The 15,283-nt window shown below is 63.3% G+C and carries 18 protein-coding genes; 5 read left to right on the forward strand and 13 right to left on the reverse strand.

Translation table 11 applies throughout. From position 1 onward, the window contains the following. Nucleotides 1-59 precede the first annotated feature (59 nt). The 4 genes from GGQ99_RS10845 to GGQ99_RS10860 form a co-directional block, all read right to left on the reverse strand. Complete coding sequence (locus tag GGQ99_RS10845; RefSeq protein ID WP_183262548.1) at nucleotides 60-470, reverse strand: hypothetical protein; 411 nt, start codon at nucleotides 468-470, stop codon at nucleotides 60-62. Nucleotides 471-811: 341 nt separating this feature from the next. Beyond that, nucleotides 812-1,111, reverse strand: a complete 300-nt coding sequence (locus GGQ99_RS10850) for a GNAT family N-acetyltransferase (RefSeq protein WP_183262549.1) — start codon at nucleotides 1,109-1,111, stop codon at nucleotides 812-814. Continuing rightward, nucleotides 1,108-1,728, reverse strand: a complete 621-nt coding sequence (locus GGQ99_RS10855) for an alpha/beta hydrolase (RefSeq protein WP_183262550.1) — start codon at nucleotides 1,726-1,728, stop codon at nucleotides 1,108-1,110. The genes GGQ99_RS10850 and GGQ99_RS10855 overlap by 4 nt, the downstream gene beginning before the upstream one ends. Nucleotides 1,729-1,738: 10 nt before the next feature. Beyond that, nucleotides 1,739-2,671, reverse strand: coding sequence for a VOC family protein (locus GGQ99_RS10860; RefSeq protein ID WP_183262551.1), 933 nt, complete (start codon nucleotides 2,669-2,671; stop codon nucleotides 1,739-1,741). Nucleotides 2,672-2,902: 231 nt separating this feature from the next. On the opposite strand from GGQ99_RS10860, the gene GGQ99_RS10865 reads away from it, so the two are divergent. Next, nucleotides 2,903-4,459: a sulfatase-like hydrolase/transferase gene (locus tag GGQ99_RS10865; RefSeq protein ID WP_183262552.1), complete on the forward strand. Its 1,557-nt coding sequence runs from the start codon at nucleotides 2,903-2,905 to the stop codon at nucleotides 4,457-4,459. Between the two features lie 84 nt (nucleotides 4,460-4,543). Here the strand turns inward: GGQ99_RS10865 and GGQ99_RS10870 are convergent, their stop codons facing one another. Both GGQ99_RS10870 and GGQ99_RS10875 read right to left on the reverse strand, forming a co-directional pair. Further along, a complete protein-coding gene (locus tag GGQ99_RS10870; RefSeq protein WP_183262553.1) occupies nucleotides 4,544-5,476 on the reverse strand; it encodes a PRC-barrel domain-containing protein in 933 nt (310 codons plus the stop codon). A gap of 207 nt (nucleotides 5,477-5,683) precedes the next feature. Continuing rightward, nucleotides 5,684-5,854: a hypothetical protein gene (locus GGQ99_RS10875; RefSeq protein ID WP_183262554.1), complete on the reverse strand. Its 171-nt coding sequence runs from the start codon at nucleotides 5,852-5,854 to the stop codon at nucleotides 5,684-5,686. Between the two features lie 153 nt (nucleotides 5,855-6,007). On the opposite strand from GGQ99_RS10875, the gene GGQ99_RS10880 reads away from it, so the two are divergent. Next, the gene (locus GGQ99_RS10880) at nucleotides 6,008-7,411 is read left to right on the forward strand and encodes a sensor histidine kinase (RefSeq protein WP_343061725.1); all 1,404 of its coding nucleotides are present in this window, start codon (nucleotides 6,008-6,010) and stop codon (nucleotides 7,409-7,411) included. Between the two features lie 4 nt (nucleotides 7,412-7,415). Here GGQ99_RS10880 and GGQ99_RS10885 read toward each other — a convergent pair whose 3' ends face one another. Together GGQ99_RS10885 and GGQ99_RS10890 are read right to left on the reverse strand one after the other, a co-directional pair. Then, complete coding sequence (locus GGQ99_RS10885) at nucleotides 7,416-7,868, reverse strand: hypothetical protein (protein ID WP_108606690.1); 453 nt, start codon at nucleotides 7,866-7,868, stop codon at nucleotides 7,416-7,418. 19 nt (nucleotides 7,869-7,887) lie between these two features. Further along, nucleotides 7,888-8,214 carry an ElaB/YgaM/YqjD family protein gene (locus GGQ99_RS10890; RefSeq protein ID WP_183262556.1) on the reverse strand — a complete coding sequence of 109 codons (327 nt, stop codon included), beginning with the start codon at nucleotides 8,212-8,214 and terminating at the stop codon, nucleotides 7,888-7,890. A gap of 121 nt (nucleotides 8,215-8,335) precedes the next feature. Between GGQ99_RS10890 and GGQ99_RS10895 the strand changes: the two genes are divergently transcribed. Beyond that, nucleotides 8,336-9,448 carry an AI-2E family transporter gene (locus tag GGQ99_RS10895; protein ID WP_183262557.1) on the forward strand — a complete coding sequence of 371 codons (1,113 nt, stop codon included), beginning with the start codon at nucleotides 8,336-8,338 and terminating at the stop codon, nucleotides 9,446-9,448. Nucleotides 9,449-9,568: 120 nt separating this feature from the next. Here the strand turns inward: GGQ99_RS10895 and GGQ99_RS10900 are convergent, their stop codons facing one another. After that, a complete protein-coding gene (locus tag GGQ99_RS10900; protein WP_183262558.1) occupies nucleotides 9,569-10,417 on the reverse strand; it encodes a hypothetical protein in 849 nt (282 codons plus the stop codon). Nucleotides 10,418-10,432: 15 nt separating this feature from the next. Next, nucleotides 10,433-11,890, reverse strand: a complete 1,458-nt coding sequence (locus GGQ99_RS10905) for a metal-dependent hydrolase family protein (protein ID WP_343061711.1) — start codon at nucleotides 11,888-11,890, stop codon at nucleotides 10,433-10,435. Nucleotides 11,891-12,031: 141 nt separating this feature from the next. Between GGQ99_RS10905 and GGQ99_RS10910 the strand changes: the two genes are divergently transcribed. Then, a complete protein-coding gene (locus GGQ99_RS10910) occupies nucleotides 12,032-13,099 on the forward strand; it encodes a linear amide C-N hydrolase (RefSeq protein WP_183262559.1) in 1,068 nt (355 codons plus the stop codon). A 107-nt stretch (nucleotides 13,100-13,206) separates the two neighbouring features. Here GGQ99_RS10910 and GGQ99_RS10915 read toward each other — a convergent pair whose 3' ends face one another. Further along, nucleotides 13,207-13,968 carry a Crp/Fnr family transcriptional regulator gene (locus tag GGQ99_RS10915; protein WP_183262560.1) on the reverse strand — a complete coding sequence of 254 codons (762 nt, stop codon included), beginning with the start codon at nucleotides 13,966-13,968 and terminating at the stop codon, nucleotides 13,207-13,209. A 133-nt stretch (nucleotides 13,969-14,101) separates the two neighbouring features. Between GGQ99_RS10915 and GGQ99_RS10920 the strand changes: the two genes are divergently transcribed. Beyond that, on the forward strand, nucleotides 14,102-14,485 hold the full coding sequence (locus tag GGQ99_RS10920; protein ID WP_183262561.1) for a response regulator: 384 nt from the start codon (nucleotides 14,102-14,104) through the stop codon (nucleotides 14,483-14,485). Here GGQ99_RS10920 and GGQ99_RS10925 read toward each other — a convergent pair. Further along, on the reverse strand, nucleotides 14,471-15,019 hold the full coding sequence (locus GGQ99_RS10925; RefSeq protein ID WP_108606683.1) for an RNA polymerase sigma factor: 549 nt from the start codon (nucleotides 15,017-15,019) through the stop codon (nucleotides 14,471-14,473). The genes GGQ99_RS10920 and GGQ99_RS10925 overlap by 15 nt on opposite strands. A 6-nt stretch (nucleotides 15,020-15,025) precedes the next feature. After that, nucleotides 15,026-15,223, reverse strand: a complete 198-nt coding sequence (locus tag GGQ99_RS10930; protein WP_108606682.1) for a NepR family anti-sigma factor — start codon at nucleotides 15,221-15,223, stop codon at nucleotides 15,026-15,028. Nucleotides 15,224-15,283: the final 60 nt, after the last annotated feature.

Below are 15,283 nucleotides of genomic sequence, written 5' to 3' on the forward strand. Positions count from 1 at the left end.
GATCTGAGTGCGCGGCAGGGAACGTGCCACGTTGCGGGGCCGCCGCCCCGAACGCCTGATTAGAAGATGTTGGGTGTGGTGCGGAGCGGCTCGGCGCTGGCAATCAGCCGCACCTTGCGTGCCTCGCGCATTCCGGTGTCCTTGGCGATAGCCTCGAGACAGATCTCGCTCTCGACACCCCAGGCCTGTCCGCGGCAGGCGATATCGGTCTCCGACATCGGCAGCCGATCGGTCTTTGGCGTCGTGCGCGCGCCATCCATCATGCGTGGCGCCGAGCCCATCGAGGCAAATGCCGGCCCGCTGCCCGGTGCCCAGGCCATCGACGAAAGCGAGGCGATGACCAGCACCGAAAACATCGCCATCGGGTGCTCGTTCGCGCGCTGGCGAAGAGCCAGGCGCGGGCGGCGGTAGATGCGCGCACGCGGCTGGAACTGACGGTCGAATTCGGAAACCTGCTTGATGCCGGTCATTGGATTTTGCCTTTTTCGTTAAATTTCATTCCCCTGTTGATATGAAGATATCCGCACTTTGTAACACGCGGATGCTGATCAGCATCCCCTAATGCAACAATCCAGAAACCACAAAACCGGTCAGCAATACTGCCAAATCGGTCACAATAAGCCGTAATTTCCGTCACATCAGCCAATTGCCTGTACCATTTTGAGAAACAGCCCGCGCGGGCCGTGTAACAGCTATTTCCAAGAGGCAGGAGAAATTCGAACCAAACGAAAGGGCCGATGCAATTGCCTTGCATCAGCCCTTCGAGTTGGCACGCTTGTGCCGGATCGGCTCTGAAACGCCGGCTTTTCGTTCAGCTCTTCAGCACATCGGCCCATTCGGGGTGGCGGCGGAACTGCGCCGCGGCAAACGGACAGAGCGGAATGATCTTTTTGCCCGCCGCGCGTGCATCTTCCACCGCCCGCGTCACCAACCGCAATCCGGCCCCCTGGCCGCGGAAGGCGTCGGGCACCTCGGTGTGGTCGATGATGAACAGATGGTCGCTTACGGTCGAAAAGGTCATTTCGGCCTCCGCACCGCCAGCACCGCGGATGACATAACGTCCTTTGGTGCCACGATCCTCAAGCTCGATGGTGGAAAGTTCTTCGGTCATTGCCCCTGCTCCGTCTTGGCGAAGAACTGCTTCGCCGCTTCGATTTCGTTGGGCCGCACCTCGTGCCCGCCCTCATGCCATTCCAGAGTGACGTCCGCACCCGCGTCCCGCAGGTAGGAGTCGAGCCGGCTGGTGATATCGGGCGGGCAGATCGGATCGCGGCGTCCGGCGGTGATCAGCACGCGGCGTCCGGCCAGGCTGCCTTTCACGTCCGGCGCGAACGGGATCAACGGGTGCATCAGCGCCGTGGCATCCAATACATCGGGTACGGCAAACAGCACCGAAGCTAGGATGTTGGCGCCGTTGGAGTAGCCCAGTGCGTAGACCGCCGAAGGCTTCTCCGCCTCGATATGGGCCTTCACGAACCCGGCCATCTTGGCCGTAGCCCGGGCAAGATCGTCCATGTCGTAGACGCCCTCGCCGGTACGGCGAAAGAAGCGCGTGGCCCCCATTTCGGAAACGTCGCCGCGCGGCGACACGACGGTCGCGCCAGGTACCAGTTCCCCGGCGAAGCCGATCAGCTGGTTTTCGTCGCCGCCTGTGCCATGGAAGGCAAAGACCAGCGGGCTGCCCGGATTGCCGGGCAGCAGCTTGTGGATGTAGGCGTCCTTGCTCATCGGTCCCTCCTCAGTCGCCCAGCGGCTGCAGGTTCTTTTCCAGATAATCGCGCAGATGCGCATGCTGTGCCGGCAGCTTCAGCGCCTCGCCAAGATGGGCCGTATCCTCGTCGCGGTCGAAACCCGGCTCGTTGGTCGCCACCTCGAACAGCACGCCGCCCGGCGTGCGGAAATAGATCGCCCAGAAATAGTCGCGGTCGATCACCGGCGTCACCTGGTAGCCCGTGTCCATCAGCGCCTTGCGCACTTCGAGCTGCTTGGCCCTGTTCTCCACCGCAAAGGCGATGTGATGCACCGAACCTGCACCAAGCCCGGCAAAGGAAGCCCCCGGCAGCGTCTCGATGTCGATGAAGTCGGCGCCATTGCCGTTTTTCACCGCCAGGCGCTTGGTGTTTCCGGACGTGTCCACTTCCTCATAGCCCATGAACCTCAGGAGTTCCTCGGTCGCGCCACTGTCGCGCAGGCGAAGCGAGGCCGAATGAAAGCCTCGGATCGCCTCGTCGGCAGCAACGCCGCCCTTGACCCAGGGCGCACGCTGGTCGCCCTTGGCCTCGACGAGCGCAAAACCGTCGCCATCCGGGCCGGAAAAGCCAAGACGCTTCTCGCCGAACGTCTCGTCGCGGGAGAGCCCGGTCACGCCTTCATCGGCAAAACGCTTTTCCCAGAACGGCAGCGTGCCTTCGGGAACCGAGAACACGGTCGTGCCTACTTCGCCGACGCCCGGGCGGCCCTTGCCGATGTTGGGAAACGGGAAGTAGGTCATTACCGAACCCGGCGTGCCGAGCTCGTCGGCATAATAGAGATGATAGACATCGGGTGCGTCGAAGTTGACGGTTTTCTTGACCCGGCGCAGGCCCAGCTTGTTGGTGAAGAACCTGTTGTTCTCGGCCGCATCCCTTGCCATCGACGTGACGTGGTGCAGGCCCTTGATCTGGTTGAGCATCGTCTCGCTCCTTGCTTTTGCCCCGGCCCCTGCCGCGGCGTTGGCATGAATATGGGCGCATCGATCGGCGGGGCATAGGCGCCGGTCGCAGAATGGTCTGTGTTCGTTTTGTGAACAATAGAAGCAGTCTCGTTCACACTTTGTGGCATGGTCCGTGCCTGCACAAAGGCGCTTGCACGAACCGGTGAATCCCGCTTCCTTGGCCGCGATTTGCGAACTTTGGGGACCAGCGTGGCAAACACCGGCCGACGAAAAAACATTCTGCTTATCACCTGCGACCAGTGGCGCGGCGACAGCCTGTCGGCGGTCGGCCATCCCGTGGTGAAAACGCCCAATGCCGATGCGCTCGCCCGCGAGGGCGTGCTGTTCAAGCGCCATTATGCCGGCACCGCGCCATGTTCGCCGGCGCGCGCCTGCCTCTACACCGGCCTCTACCAGATGAACAACCGCGTCTGCCGCAATGGCACGCCGCTGGACGACCGCCACGACAACATTGCCCGTGCCGCCCGCCGCGTCGGCTACGACCCGACCCTGTTCGGCTACACCGACGTCTCGCCCGACCCGCGCACCCGCGCGCCCGGCGATCCGTTCCTGCGCACCTATGAAGGCGTGTTGCCCGGCTTCACCACCAGGCAGCTTCTGCCCGAGCACCAGAAGGCGTGGCTATCCTGGCTCGCCGCGCGCGGCATCGATTCCAGCGCCGGCTTCCCCGACATCCATCGCCCGGCGGATGCCGATGCCCCTGAAGTCAGCAACGCGATTCCGGTCTATTCGAAGGACGAGACACCTGCCGCCTTCCTGGCCGGCGAATTCCTGCGCTGGCTGTCCGAACAGGACGAAGGCGAGCCCTGGTTCGCCCATGTCTCGTTCCTCAGCCCGCATCCGCCCTTCATCGTGCCGGAGCCGTTCAACACCATGTACGATCCGGCCGAGGGGCCGGCCTATCAGCGCGCGTCAAGCGTGCAGGACGAGGGCGCAAGCCATCCCTTCCTCGCCTACCATCTCGCCCATCACCAGAAGAAGTCGAGCTTCATCCCCGGCGCTCCTGGCCTCGTCGGCGACTGGAACGAGGATGAGTTCCGCGAGATCCGCGCGCTCTATTACAGCATGATCTCGGAGGTCGATTCCCAGCTCGGCCGCATCTGGCAGGGCATCCGGGAGAAGGGTGACTGGGACGACACCATCGTCATCCTCACCTCCGACCATGCCGAGATGATGGGTGACCATTTCATGCTCGGCAAGGGCGGCTGGTTCGACGGCAGCTATCACCTTCCGCTCGTCGTCAAGGCGCCCGGCCACGATGCGGCGGCGGGCACCCAGGTCGACCATTTCACCAGTGCCGTCGACATCATGCCGACGCTGCTCGACCTGATCGGCGGCGAGCCCTTGCCGCATCTCGACGGCCAGTCGTTGAAGACTTTCCTCGACCGTAATGAACCAGAGGTTTGGCGAGACGCGGCCTATTGGGAATACGACTTCCGCTCCGTCGCCGAAGGCACGACCGAGGCGCATTTCGGCCTCGGCTCGCGAGCCCTCAATCTCGCTGTCATCCGCACGGAAGCGGTCAAGTACGTGCATTTCGGCGGTGGCCTGCCGCCGCTGCTCTACGACCTCGCCAACGACCCCGGCGAATTGCACAACCTGGCCGGCGACCCCGGATGGCTGTCGGTCCGGCTCGAGTTCGCCGAACGGCTGCTCGCTTGGCGCGCGAGGCATCTCGACCAGTCGCTCGCCCTGTCCGAACTGACGGACGGCGGGCCCAAGGGCCACTTTGCCCGGCTCCCCTGAAACGCAGAAAACCCGCGCCGAAGCGCGGGCTTTCTGGCTCCGGTACCACGCAACGGCTGTCGCGCGGTACTTGGTCCGCCGCATCTACTGGGTGATGATCAGGCGCTGCTCGTCACGCTTAGCAGCCCAGCTGCTGGCGTCATAGGCCGGCTGGGCCTCGAGCTGCTCCTTGTTGAAGCTGGTGTAGAGATACTTCTTGCCATCGGCGTCGACCATGAAGGCAAGGTTGTCGCTGCCGACCGCCACCTTCTTTTCGCCCATGCCGAGGAAGCCGCCGACATCGATGACATAAGCGTCGATCTTGCCGTCCGCCGTCATCAGGATATCGCCGATCTCGCCGATATTGGCATCGTCGGCGCCATAGACGGTGGTGCCCATCAGCTCTTCGGCACGCAGATCAGCGCTCGGCAGTTCCTTGAGCGTCGACTTGTCAATTGCCGCGGTCTTGGTCTCGTCGGTGGTGGCCGCGTCAGGCGTAGCCGGGGCCGGCGCTTCTGCACTCTGGTCGGCCGGCGCAACCGGTGCCTGGGCCGTCTGGTCGGTCGCCGGGGCCGCCGGATCGGTCGCCGCTACGGGTGCCGGGGCAGGCTCATAGCCGCGACGGTCGAAGTCGGGCAGCGCCTGCAGCTGTTCCTTGGTCGTCGCCATCACCAGCCAGCGATCGCCGTTTTTCTCGGCCCAGTCGAATTCCTTGTACGGCAGGGCGACGTTCTTTTCGCCGATGCCAAGGAACCCGCCGACGCCGATGATCAACTGGTCGGCCGTGCCGTCGGCGGCAAGCACGATGTCATTGACGTCGCCGATGGTCTCGGCGTCTTCAGCCGTGCTGTTGTAGACGTTCTCGCCAATGATATTGGTGGCGAGGAAGCCGTCGGCATGCGGGATCACCTCAGGGGTTGCCGGAGCTGCCTCTGTCGGAGCCGCGGGAGCCGGCGCAGGAGCCGTGGTGTCCTGGGCGTAAGCGCCGGTGGCAAGCAGTGCTGCAATAGCAGTCGTGGCCAAAAGATTGCGGATCATGGTAAAGTCTCCTCGTGCGTGTTTCATGCATGCCGCGCCTGGATCAGTCTTTTGCGGGAAGGGTCCGGCGCGGCCTCTACGGGTTCACAACGTCGTGACCCCGCCATGGTTCCGAATTTCGCCCCGCTGATTTCAACCTCTGCCGGGTTCTGGAATGGTCGCTCGCAGCAGGCGAGCAAATCCAAATCGTCTTTTACGGACTTCTACTTAGCCCGGCGTGGCGGTCGTCTGGCTGGCGTCTTGATCGATCATCTCGCCATAGAATTCCGCACCGCCCCAAGCCGCGAAAGCGAGAAACAAGCCCGCCAGGAGCACCAGAAGCACATGACGGCCGCGCGTTCCCTGTCGCGCCTTCTGCGCCGGAATGATCTTGGTCATCGCTGTTCTCCCTTCTGGTTGGATAGGGCTAACGGCAGTCTCCCGGCATTGTTCCCGGGCTAAGGCCAAGGCTTTTCAAGCAGGCCTCACCCGTTTAGGTTCCGTGCTGGCGAGGGGGCGGTCGTGCAGGACAACAAAAGCATCGAAGCTGATGTGGTCGAAAACACCCAAGGCGACGCGGGCGTTGGCTTCGAGGCGCCGGGCGACGCGGATTTCGACCGGCTGACGAGCCTTGCCGCAGCGCTCCTTCACGCGCCCGCAGCCGTGCTTGCTCTCGCCGATCAGGCCGGCGTGCTGTCCATCCACTCGCATTTCGGCATCGACGCCGACCAAGCGGCCACAGCCATTGCCACCGAGCCCGGTTCGCCGGCAGCCGCCTTTGCCTTCCACCTCGCCGTGCCGATCGTCGTGCCTGGCCGTGAGGTCGGATCGCTCGTGGTGCTCGACCGCGAGCAGCGTCCGGCGCCCGACCCGGCACAGCTCCGGCAGTTGGAGGCGCTCGCCTCGCTCGCAGCAAGCCTGATCATGCTCCGCGACAGCTCCCTGGCCGGCGCACGGGCCGAGGCCGCCCTGGTGCATGCCGAAACCCGCCGTGCCGTGGCGCTGGAAGCGGCAGCGCTGGCAAGCTGGGTCTGGGATCCGCGCACCGGCGTCGTCGAATGCGATACGCTCCTGCCCGAGCTCTTCAACATGCCCCCGGCCACAAGAATGCGGGCGCGCGACATCGTCGTTGCCATCGACCGGCGCGACATCGACAAGACGCGCAAGATGTTCCGCGAAGCGCTCGAAGGCAGCGACGACTATTCTGGCGAATACCGCATCAAGGGTACCCATCCGCCACGCTGGCTGGCGGCCCGCGGCCGCGTCGTCGAGCGCGACGCCGAAGGCCGGCCGACACTGGTGTTTGGCGTCAACTACGACATCACCGAACGCCGCCACGCCGAGGAGCGCCAGCGCCTGCTGCTGCGCGAGATCAACCATCGGGTCAAGAACACGCTGGCGACGGTGCAGGCGCTCGCCAGCCAGACGGTGCGCTATGCGCGCGAGCCGCGCGAATTCCTCGACGCCTTCAGCCAGCGCCTTCGGGCCCTTGGCCTCGCCCACGGGCTTCTGTCGGAATATGAGTGGCGCGGCATCGGCATCCGCGATCTCGCCAGGCTGGAACTCAGCCCGTTCGACGACACCGATGCGCCTCGAATTTCGATTGTCGGCCAGGATGCGCTGCTGACGCCCGACCAGGCGCTGGGCTTTGCCCTCATCCTCCACGAACTTGCCAGCAACGCACTGAAATACGGTGCGCTGTCGGTACCGCGCGGCAAGGTTTCCCTGTCATGGACCATCAAGGGCGGAAAAGGCGCAAAACGCCTGAACCTGGAATGGATGGAAAGCGGCGGACCGGAGGTCAGCCCGCCCCAACATCACGGCTTCGGTTCAATCCTCATCAGGCGCAGCCTGGCCAAGGTGATTTCGAGCGAGGTCCGGCACGAATTTCACCCCGAAGGCGTGCGGGCGGAGATTTCCATGCCGTTCGGCGAACCTGCCGAAAGCACCGCATAGGCATTCATTCGCCGGCCGGCCCGTCACCGTCGTCGGACTTTCTGTTCTCGCGATAGATCGCATAGGCGGCCAGCGCCACGACCGGCCCCAGCACCGCACCTATGCCGCCCTTGCTGCGCAGCAATGTCGGCAACAGGGCCACGGCAGCCGTCGTGCCGAGCGCGGCGATGTCAGTACGCCGACGCTTCCGGTCTGCGCGGGCGCGTGCTCCCGCGGCGAGCTTGTGGATGAGAAGGATCAGTCCGGCGAGCACCAATAAGCCGAGGCCGAAGCCCAGAGCCGCCTCGATGTGGCCAAACCGTCGTGCCGCCCAGACGAAGGCGGCCCCGACAAGGAAGCCCACTCCGCACAATGCGGCCAGCCCGGCGGCGAGGTAGGCCACCGCTGCCCTGCGGGTTCGCCGCAGGGCAAGTGTCGTCTCGCCGGTGGCGAAACCCGCAATCAGCGATGCCAGCATGTGTCCCCCGGCCAACCGACTAGCGCCGCGCCAGCAGCGCGATGAGGAAGCCGACGCCAGCGGCGATGGCCAACGACGTCACCGGCTTTTCGCGCACGGTCGCCATGAACTGTTCTTCGATGTCCCTGGCGTTGGCGCGCAAGGCCTCGACGGCAGCGTCGCTTTGCGCCTTCAACTGGTCCGCACCTTGTGCCGCCGCCCGTCGCGCGGCGCCATAACCGTGCTCGCCGGTCGCCGCCAACTGCTTGGCGAGCGCTTCGATGTCGGCCTTCAATTGTTTGATGTCGGCCTCGAGGTCCGGGGGCGTCTTGGTGCCGTTGCCGGGCTTTCCTGCAGCTGTCGCCATGTCGATACTCCTTGCGTTCGATGGGGTCGAAACGCCCTGTGCGCCTGTCGGTTCCCATCGCCACAGGAACCATCGCCGACCGCCGGACGTTTTGCCAGTCTCATTCAGCTGGAAACCGTCGATGTCGAACCGCACCATGAAGAAGGCACCGACCGTTCGCCTGCCGCCAAAATCGAATTTCGAACTCTTGCTGGTGCGCGGCTCGCAGGTGTCGATAATTTTCATCGGCATCATCGCCACCGTGTTCGCGCTTCACGCCGGCGAGTTCATCCTCACCCCCATCGGCCTCGGCGTCGTCATCGGCCTGATGCTGGGCCCGCTTGCCTCCCGGCTCGAGCGTTTCGGCATCCCTCCGGCGCTGTCCGCGGCCGCTGTCGTACTGCTCTTCATCATTGCCGTCGGTGTCTTTGCGCTTCTGGTCGCGTCGCCGCTCAGTTTCTGGCTCCAGCGCCTGCCGCAGATATGGGCCCAGCTTGCCACGCAGCTGTCCGAATTGCAGGGGCCGCTCGAAACCTTCAAGAGCATGCGCGAGCAGCTGCGCCAGGTGACCGGCGGCGAAGGCGTGTCGGTTTCCGTCGACGAAGGCATGGGGGTCGAGACGATGGCAACGCTCGCCCCTGCCGTCATCGCCCAGGTGCTGCTGTTTTTCGCCAGTCTCTATTTCTTTGTCGCAACGCGCTACCAGACGCGCACAGCGATCCTCCGCATCTGCTTCAACCGTCGCCTGCGCTGGCGCGTCGCCCATATCTTCCGCGACGTTGAACAGCTCGTCTCGCAATATCTGCTGTCGATCACCGTCATCAACTTCGCCGAAGGCCTTACCGTCGGGATTGGGCTCTACCTTCTCGGCGTGCCCTCGGCGCCGCTCTGGGGCGCGCTGGCGATCGTCACCAATTTCGTTCCGTTCGTCGGCCCTTTGGTCATGGTGGTCATCCTGTTCGCCGTCGGCCTGACCGAGTTCGACACCATCGGCGCTAGCCTGCTGCCGGTCGCGCTCTATCTCGGCGTCAACACCATCGAGGGCCAGTTCGTCACCCCGATGGTCATCGGCCGAACGATGACGCTCAATCCCTTCGTCGTGCTGTTGGCCCTGGCGTTCTGGATCTGGTTATGGGGCGCCATTGGCGGCTTCATCGCCATACCGGCGCTGCTCGTCGGCTACGCCATCATCCGCAACGTGCTGCCGGGCGTGAACTGGGGCGTCGACGATCTGGACCGCCAGTACGGACGCTAGATGTTTGGTCCAGGCCTTCGGATGAACTTATGGCGGCGACGACGTCGGCAAGATGCCGACGCAGTCGTTCGTGGCTTTTCGCAGTGGTTGTTGCTGGCCCGATCTAAGCCCATGAAAGACTTAGAAGCGCCACGTTGTGCCCAGAACCGGACCGCTTAGGCGCGTGTCGTAGACATGGCCGCCCCGCTCATAGTCGACATCGAGCACCTTGTACCCTGCCGAAACCGAAAAGCGATCGGTGACGATGTAGTTGGCCGTTCCAAGCACTGACCAGGTAAACTCGGAGCCTGCACCAAAGCCGCCGATGTCGGCCTGTGCCTGAAGAGACAGCTTGTCCGTCACGGGAAGGAATGCCCGCAGCCCCACCACTGGATCCACCCAGCCGAAGCTTTCTCCATGGCTGGCGGAGCGGCTGCCAATGAGGGCGTGGCTTGCAGTAACCGTGACGTCGTTTGAAATGTGCCAGAAGCGTATGCCACCGAGCGCGTCGAGGGTGAATTGCGGCGTGTCGATGACGCGATAGCCGCCCTGCAGCGTGGCCATGAACTGCTTGCTGTCGACCTTGGCATCGACGCTGGCACCCGGCGGGATCGCAACGCCCAGGCCCGGAATCTGCATCGCAGGCAGCGGCCCGGTGCCATGGCCGTCCGACGTGTCGACATACATCACGTCGCCCGAGAAGACGAAGCGGTCATAGCGTCCCCACACATTGACGAAGCCGCCGAAATTGAGATCGTCCATGACGTCGGAGAACGATTTTTCCACGTGCATCGTCGGACCGCGTTGGAAGGGCGAGATGCTCCCGTCAAGGCCGGCGGCCCACATGTAAGGCGTGATCTGCAGCGCCCGGAGCGGGCGCTCCGTCACGTCAGGTGCCGGCTCTTCCGGAAGGCCGAGGACGGTGTCGGCGGCGTAAGTAGCCTGCGAGCCACAGAGGGACAGGGCAACGATGATGGCAAACCGGTTCAAGGTCTCTCTCCTCTGTCAGGCTGAAAGCGTGTTCTTGTGGATGCGCCCATCCTTCATGACGAGCTTCATCGTCCGGTCCGGATCTGCGATCAACGAGATGTCCTCGAGCGGATTGCCGTCGACGACGAGAATGTCCGCGTAGGCTCCGGCCTCGATGCGGCCGAGCTTTGCCGGATAGGGATTGCGTGGGCCCGAAAGAGCCGCAAGTTCGGCATTGCCGCTGGTCAGAAGGCGCAATACGTCCGCATTGTCGTACCACCGGGCAAATTTGGCGAGTTGCCGCCCTTGCGTCGCGGTGCCCTTCGGGTTGAACAATATGTCGGTGCCGAGTGCCATGTTGACCCCGTGCTTGCGCCCCAGTTCGACCGCCCTGGCTGTGCCTTCGGCGATCTGCTGCTGTTGCGCCCGCTGTTCCGCCGAGGCGTAGGTGTTGGCGTCCTCGTCGGCTAGGAAGGGCTGGATGCTCCACCACGCGCCGGCATCAGCCATGCGCTTGACCGTCTCGTCGTCGGCCAGCTGGCCGTGCTCGATCGATTTGACCCCGCAGGCAAGCGCCCGCTGCACGGCGGCAGCCGTATAGGCATGGATACAGACATATGTGCCCCAATCCGCCGCTGCGCCCACTGCCGCCTTCATCTCGGCCTCTGAGTATTGCAGCGCATCGACCGGATCGTAGGAAGAGGCCACTCCGCCACCGCCCATGATCTTGATCTGGCTGGCCCCGAGCATGAGCTGCTCGCGCACCCGGCGAAGCACTTCCGCCTCACCATCGGCGATCGCCGAGATGCCTGCTTGCTCCGCCGTGCTGAGATCGCTCTGCGACGTACGCGGCAAATCGGTACGCATGCGAAAATCGCCGTGCCCGGACGTCTGCGAGATCATGGCGCCGGAAGGATAGATGCGTGGTCCCGCGATGCGCCCTTCGTCGATGGCGCGCTTGAGCGCAAAGGACGGCCCGCCGACATCCCGCACCGTGGTGAAGCCACGCAGCACGGTGCGCTCGGCCTCTTGTGCGGCGACGAGATGGACGTAGGCGATGTCTGCGGTCATGGCCACGATCTGGGAGATGCCCGCAAGGATCGAATGCCAATGCGCGTCGATCATGCCCGGCATCAACGTGCATCCGCCGCAGTCGATCACGTCGGCATCGGCGACCGTTTCCGCCGAAGCGACCAGGGCCTTGATGAGGTTGCCTTCGATCAGCACGCCCTGGCCTTCGACGAGCTTGCCGTTCGTGCCGTCGAAAATATTCACGTCCGTCAGCAAGATCGGCTTTGTCGCAGTCTGGGCGAAGGCAGGGCTGACGATGCCAAGGACAGGGGCGGCAAGACTTGCTGCGACCCCCTTCAGCACCGCGCGGCGCGACAGCCCCGTATCGAGGCGTGCAAGCAGCTGCTGCGCTTGCGGGCTGTGGCAGGCGCAGCCCTTGCCATGGGTCAGGTGCTGGTATCTAGGACCAAAGCGAAACAACAAGATTAGTCCCCTCTCACGCTTGCACCCCTTCTATGCCAATCCGGCGAAGATCAATCAACTCATCAACTCGCCTGGCTTCCAAAAAGCGACCGGGCTGATAGTAGTCGACCAGTCGACCGGAAATTGAGGACAAGAGAAGCCATGATTTTGAAAAATCGTTCATTCGCCGCTGTCTGCACGGCTGCGCTCATGGCAACGACCATGCTGGTTGTACCGGCGGCCGAAGCTTGCACGCGCTTCGTCTATCATGGTGCAAACGACGAAGTTATCACAGCGCGTTCCATGGACTGGAAGCTCGATGTCGGCACCAATTTGTGGGTGTTCCCGCGTGGCATGAAGCGATCCGGAGAGGCCGGGCCGAACTCGGTCCAGTGGACGTCGAAACATGGTAGCGTCATCGCAACGGGCTACGACATCTCGACAACGGATGGCATGAACGAGGCTGGCCTGGTCGCCAATGTGCTATGGCTGGTGGAATCCTCCTACCCAGAATACGACGGCAAGAAGCCTGGCCTGACGATAGCGGCGTGGGCGCAATATGTACTCGACAATTTTGCGACCGTGCAGGAAGCGGTCGATACGCTTGCCAAGGAGCCCTTCACCGTCGTCACGGATAGCGTTCCTGGCGAAGAGAGGCTTGCGACCCTGCATCTCTCGCTCTCGGATGCCAAGGGCGACAGTGCCATCATCGAATATATCGACGGCAAGCAGGTCATTCACCACAGCCGCGATTATCAGGTGATGACCAACTCCCCGGTCTTCGACAAGCAGCTTGCGCTGAACGAATACTGGAAGCAGATCGGCGGCACGGTCATGCTGCCCGGTACGAACCGCGCCTCCGACCGTTTCACGCGCGCTTCCTTCTATGTGAACGCGATCCCGAAGAGCGAAGACCCCGTCGAAGCGATCGCAAGCGCCTTCAGCGTGATCCGCAACGTATCGGTTCCTTTTGGCATCACCACACCGGATCAGCCCAACATCTCTTCGACGCGCTGGCGCACCGTGTCCGACCATAAGCGCAAGCTCTATTTCTTCGAGTCGGCGCTGACCCCAAATGTCTTCTGGGTCGACCTGACCAAGGTTGATTTCACCGAGCAGACCGGCAAGGTGATGAAACTCGACCTCGGCCCCAATCAGACGCATATCTACTCGGGCATGGCCAACGATCAGTTCAAGGAAACCGCACCTTTCGAGTTCCTTGGGCTTTGAGCCAAAGGATGCGTCTTATGCCTATACCGGCATAAGACGCCTTGGACGGCGGCACCGTTGACCGGGCCGTCGAAGACACATGGGCGCGGCGAATTGGTCCGCAGTCCCTAGAGCAGCGGGCGGACGCTTTCGTCGAGGCCGTGCCAGTCGGCAAGCGCCATCAGCCCGTCGATGTCGAGCACGGTGCATCCGCCGTCGCGCCATTGAACAAGCTTGCGGTCGATCAGCTTGCGGATCGTCTTGTTGGTGTGGACCAAGGAGAGGCCGAGCGTGTCGGCGACATGCTGTTGCGTGATCGGGATCTCGACCTTCCTGGTGCCGTTCATGCCGACCTTGCGTGCCCGGCTGGCGATGAAAGCAAGGAGATAGGCCGCGCGCTCAAGCGCCGAGCGGCGCCCGATGCTCAAAAGGTTCTCGTCGAGCATGCGCTCCTCGCGCGCGGCGATCCAGGTGATGTCGTAGGCAAGGCCGGGATAGTCGCGATAGAGCTCCATCAGCCGGTCGCGCTCGAACATGCACAGTAGCATCGGCGAAAGTGCTTCGACCGAATGCTGCATCTCGCCCATCAGGCTGCCCTGAAGACCGATCATGTCGCCCGGCAGAACATAGTTCAGTATCTGTCGCCGCCCGTCCTCGAGCAGCTTGTAGCGAAAGCCCCAGCCAGACAGCACCGTGTAAAGGTGCGCGCTGTTGCTGCCTTCCGACAGCAGCGTCGCACCCTTGTCGGCGGCCAGTTCGCCGCGCTTGAAGCTGCTGACAAAGGCCAGTTCCGACCTCTCGAATTCCCTGAATACCGGCATCTGCCGCAATGGACAGCTTTCGCACGGAACCTGCCGCGTCATGTCGGTTGAGTCGCTCCGCGCTGTCATGCAAACTCCTGATTGTGCTCGCCAACGCCGCGATGTGACAAAGGTTCCAGACTGCTCCATCCATGTCTTTTTTAAATGACAGCGGCCTCGACAAACGCCATGTTCGGCTTCGATTCCTTGGAGTGTCCGCGACGTGCCAGCCCCGCTTTCAGGACTGCGTATTCTTGTGCTTGAAGACGAGGCGCTGATCGCGCTCGATGTCGACCAGCTTTGCCGTGACCACGGCGCCGAGGACGTCATCCTCGCCGCCAACTTGCGCGAAGCCCAGCAGGCCGCAGAGCCTTATGATGTCGCCATCATCGACGTCATGCTCGACGGCGAGCCGACGCTCGACTTCGCGCGCAGCATCGAGGCGGCCGGCGTGCCCTTCGTCTTCGCATCGGGATACGACCAGCTGGACGAACTCTTTGCCGGCTTCCCGGGTGTCCGGTTGGTGAGCAAGCCCTACTCGGGCGAAGACCTCGTCGAGGCCGTCGTCGCGAGCGTCCGCAAGCTCGCGAGTTCAGCTGACGGTTGACCCCATGACCTGGGCGGCGATCGCGTCCGGCCCGTAGTCGGCTTCGCCCGAGATATCGAGGATCTCCTGCAGCCTGTTGCGGGCGCGGCTGACGCGGCTCTTGATCGTGCCCACGGCGCAACCGCAGATTTCCGCCGCCTCCTCATAGGAGAAGCCCGACGCGCCAATCAGGATGATCGCTTCGCGCTGGTCTTCGGGAAGCTGCTCCAGCGCCTTGCGGAAATCGTCGAGGTCGAGCCGTCCGGGCTGGCTCGGATGCACCGCGAGCCGCGCCGTCAGGAGGCCGTCGCTGTCTTGCACCTCGCGTCCGCGCTTGCGCATCTGCGAATAAAACTCGTTGCGCAGGATGGTGAACAGCCAGGCCTTCAGATTGGTGCCGGGCTGGAAGCTCGACTGCTTGTCCCACGCCTTGACCAGCGTTTCCTGGACAAGGTCGTCCGCCCTGTCGGCGTTCTGCGACAGCGACATGGCAAAGGCCCGCAGGCCAGGGATCGCCGCGAGCAAGTCGCCTTTGAAACCAAGGGATGCTGCCATGCCTGGTCAGTCCTTCTGCTGTGCGGGTTCAGCTTCTTCCAGCTGGCTGAGCAACTGCGCGAAACGATCCGGCACGTCGTCGGACACCAGTTCATCATAATATTGTTTGAGTTTTCTGCCGATTTCGGAGTTGGCCCCAAGAGGTTCGCCATCGCGGCGACGAATCGGCCCGGCGCTGCTGGCGCCACTGCTCTGCCTAGTCATATGCTTGCTTGCCCTTTTACACCGTCAGACGTCCCGCTCCCGATACTGACGGCGCGCAAC

The sequence above is a fragment of the Aminobacter niigataensis genome, from assembly GCF_014200015.1.
Lineage (GTDB): Bacteria > Pseudomonadota > Alphaproteobacteria > Rhizobiales > Rhizobiaceae > Aminobacter > Aminobacter niigataensis.

Coding starts and splice junctions, on each gene's coding strand:
- GGQ99_RS10845 (WP_183262548.1), bottom strand. CDS start 470: ATGACCGGCATCAAGCAGGTTTCCGAATTCGACCGTCAGTTCCAGCCG.
- GGQ99_RS10850 (WP_183262549.1), bottom strand. CDS start 1,111: ATGACCGAAGAACTTTCCACCATCGAGCTTGAGGATCGTGGCACCAAA.
- GGQ99_RS10855 (WP_183262550.1), bottom strand. CDS start 1,728: ATGAGCAAGGACGCCTACATCCACAAGCTGCTGCCCGGCAATCCGGGC.
- GGQ99_RS10860 (WP_183262551.1), bottom strand. CDS start 2,671: ATGCTCAACCAGATCAAGGGCCTGCACCACGTCACGTCGATGGCAAGG.
- GGQ99_RS10870 (WP_183262553.1), bottom strand. CDS start 5,476: ATGATCCGCAATCTTTTGGCCACGACTGCTATTGCAGCACTGCTTGCC.
- GGQ99_RS10875 (WP_183262554.1), bottom strand. CDS start 5,854: ATGACCAAGATCATTCCGGCGCAGAAGGCGCGACAGGGAACGCGCGGC.
- GGQ99_RS10885 (WP_108606690.1), bottom strand. CDS start 7,868: ATGCTGGCATCGCTGATTGCGGGTTTCGCCACCGGCGAGACGACACTT.
- GGQ99_RS10890 (WP_183262556.1), bottom strand. CDS start 8,214: ATGGCGACAGCTGCAGGAAAGCCCGGCAACGGCACCAAGACGCCCCCG.
- GGQ99_RS10895 (WP_183262557.1), top strand. CDS start 8,336: ATGTCGAACCGCACCATGAAGAAGGCACCGACCGTTCGCCTGCCGCCA.
- GGQ99_RS10910 (WP_183262559.1), top strand. CDS start 12,032: ATGATTTTGAAAAATCGTTCATTCGCCGCTGTCTGCACGGCTGCGCTC.
- GGQ99_RS10915 (WP_183262560.1), bottom strand. CDS start 13,968: ATGACAGCGCGGAGCGACTCAACCGACATGACGCGGCAGGTTCCGTGC.
- GGQ99_RS10925 (WP_108606683.1), bottom strand. CDS start 15,019: ATGGCAGCATCCCTTGGTTTCAAAGGCGACTTGCTCGCGGCGATCCCT.
- GGQ99_RS10930 (WP_108606682.1), bottom strand. CDS start 15,223: ATGACTAGGCAGAGCAGTGGCGCCAGCAGCGCCGGGCCGATTCGTCGC.